Origin of the sequence: Sulfuricurvum sp., assembly GCF_028712165.1 — a bacterium.
Classification (GTDB): domain Bacteria; phylum Campylobacterota; class Campylobacteria; order Campylobacterales; family Sulfurimonadaceae; genus Sulfuricurvum.
Genome location: NZ_JAQTQR010000125.1, coordinates 1 through 2,963, shown reverse-complemented (window position 1 = coordinate 2,963; position 2,963 = coordinate 1). Strand labels below are relative to the sequence as shown.

The window sequence follows — 2,963 nt, the reverse complement described above, 5'->3', positions numbered from 1 at the left end:
CCAACGATTAAAGCGGGGAGAACTTCAAAACTAAAATTTGAGGCTCTTTGGGAAGAGTTTTACAGTTATGCAAAGGCAAATAAAAAATCATATCTTATGGACAAGCAAAACTACGAAAAACATGTAAGGTCCATTTTTGCATATAAAAAGTGCTCATAGATCGGTCGTTATACGATAAAAAAATCTATCCATTCAGTGACTATACTTGTTGCAATTCAATCGCAAAAACAGCTCCTTGATCCTCATTTCTGACCGATAATTTTCCGTTGTGCCGCTTCTCTATAATGGTTCTTGCCAAAGCCAGACCTATGCCGGTACCGTTTTGTTTGGTGCTTACGTAGGGGTCAAACACTTTCGAAATCGGGATGAGTTTGATGCCGCCGCCGTTGTCTTGTATCGTGAGAATCACGGAATCGGAACTTTTGCTTAGTGTTAGCGAAATGTGCCCGTTACGTAAATACGACTGAGTAAGAGCCTCTTTGCTATTTTGAATGATGGCCAGAATAGCTTGTAAAATTTCGTTTTTTTCTCCTCGTATCCGGCACTCCGGTTCAAACGTATAAAGCAGTTTGATATTCTCTGTATGAAACGTTGGTTCGATCCAGCGGAACATCTCTTCAAGCGATTGTGACAAATCAAAATATTCCTGCTTATCGTTCGAAACCAAGAATGATTGAAACGTCTCTACTGTAGATGAAAGATGTTTCAAGATGGCGGAAACTCGGGAGAGATAATCTAAAATTTCCTTTTTCGATATTTCAGAGTAGATGAGTTTTGCCTGTATAGCGGAGACGATGACGCCAATTTTAGATAAGGGGCTTCGCCATTGATGGGCGACGTTTCCCGTCAGTTCCCCCAGTGTCTCCTGTCTGGATTTGAGCGTCAAGATGCGTTCTTTTTCGATATTCTCCCGCTGCATCAATGCGATTCTATCCCCTAAAGCCAAAGATAAAAATGTCATATCCCAAATCAATGCGAGGGTTAAAAAGTTAGAGCTCACGACCCCGTAGGGGAGTATCCCCTGATGCATCAGGGTATATGAAACCATTAAGAGCAATGCCGACCCGGTGGCGATCAGATAATAGAGGGGTATTTTAGATTCACGGGTGAGCATTTTGTAGGCGGCATATATGAGGGCGGTGAAGAGCGATACGCTCATAAGAAAACTCGCTGTTTTAAATAAGGGGCCGATTGGAAAGGCGAAGAACAAGGTAATGTTGAGATAGAGTAAAATCTGTATGAATCGTCCCATCTTCGTCAGTTTGGTGTGTGTATCGAGCAATCGTTCGCTAAAATAGGTTAACCCAATAAGCTGGATTTGTAAAAAAATCCCGACCAAAAACGGTCCTACGGCAGGAAATAGGCGTATAAGCGGTTTGGCGTGACCGGAGGTGATGAGTACGGCGCCGTAAAGCCCTGCAATATACAGCAGATAAAAGAGGTAAATTTTATCTTTTGTATTCAGGTAGAAAATAAGGGTGAAAAAAGCGACGAAGAGGGTTATCCCCGTAGCAAACGCAAAAATAAACGATTGGGTGTGCCATATCTCCTCTATTTCGCTATACGTACCGAATGCAAACGCGGAAAGTCGCGGAGCTTTTGTATCGATTTTGAGGAGATAGGTGACGGTACCGTTGGTATCAAGAAGACCGAACCGTCCAGAAGAGCCTTCAAGAAGCTGTTTTAAATCCGGAATAAAGGAATTGACCGCTCCGTGTGTAATCAGGGGGTTGTTAGCAAATGCATATAATTCGTACTGATTGAGTGTCGGGGTTCTAACGTCCAGATAGTATCGTTCCGTCGGTTTTTCATCCATTGAGATACTAAAAGCGTACCAGTAGCTTTTAGTATCAAATCCAAAACTTTTGGCACTTTTTGGCAGTTCTTTAAAACCGTTTGCATTGTAGAGGGTATACGCTTGGGCTGCGGAGAGATTGTTCTTTGTAATAGCGTACCCGGAATGGGAGAGGGTAATATTTTTGTTGAGCACTTCGATCGTATCGTATCCATAAAGGGTCTGTAACACTAAAAGAAGTACAAGCGCTATGCGTCTAATAGTAATCTCCATCCGGAGGTTTTAACATTTTCGATGCTTTCATCTCCGATTTTCTTACGTAAACGGTGTAAAATACCTTTCAATGCACTATCGGAAACTTCATCAAAAGGCCAAAGTTCAATGAAAATTTCTTGTTGTGTCAACGTTCTATTCTGGTTGCGTAGGAAAAGGGAAAGTAATGCATACTCTTTTGGACCAAGATCGATAATTAAACCATTGTCGCTCAGCTCTTTGGTCGCATCGTTATAAGAAATTCCGTTTTTGAAACAGATGATATTTTTCTCAAGCACTCCTGAACGTCTGAGGCTTTTTGTGATTGCCTGCAGCACCTCTTCGAGGTCAAAAGGCTTTAAAATATAACCATCTACACTCATGTTGATTGCTACTATCAGTAACGGTTTTTCAGAATACGAACTGATAAGGAGTATAGGGGCGTTTTTATCGATAGCTCTGATTTTATCGGCTAACCAAAAACCGTCCGATCTTGGCATCTGTATATCGCTCAAAATGATATCCGGTTTTTTTGTTTCATAGACTCTGAGCGCCTCTTCTCCATTGGACGCTTGCAAGACCTCTTTGAAAAAAATCAAAAGCATTTGAATCATATCGTTTAAAACATCTGCCTCGTCTTCCACTACGAGGACGGTGAGCTTTTTAAATACTTTCGCATTTTCTTTCATAAATTTAATTATACCCAATCCAAAGTTCCGAATCGGTCACAGATGGTTGCACTTGAGATGACCGATACGGATCTTCCTGTGCGGTAATCTTTCGGATAATACACTATGTATTAATAAGGAACATACGATGAAATACACACCCGATTTCAGTTCCCGCTTTCGTATCCTCAAAGGGGGGAAAATCTCCCTTGTTATTTCGGCACTGATCGCCGGAAGTACAATGAGTT

At 41.5% G+C, this 2,963-nt stretch carries 2 protein-coding genes; both read right to left on the bottom strand.

The features are described from left to right. Positions 1-199: 199 nt before the first annotated feature. On the bottom strand, positions 200-2,068 hold the full coding sequence (locus PHP90_RS13885) for a sensor histidine kinase (protein ID WP_299931079.1): 1,869 nt from the start codon (positions 2,066-2,068) through the stop codon (positions 200-202). After that, complete coding sequence (locus PHP90_RS13880) at positions 2,044-2,736, bottom strand: response regulator transcription factor (protein WP_299931077.1); 693 nt, start codon at positions 2,734-2,736, stop codon at positions 2,044-2,046. Before PHP90_RS13880 ends, PHP90_RS13885 begins: the two co-directional genes overlap by 25 nt. Positions 2,737-2,963 lie beyond the last annotated feature (227 nt).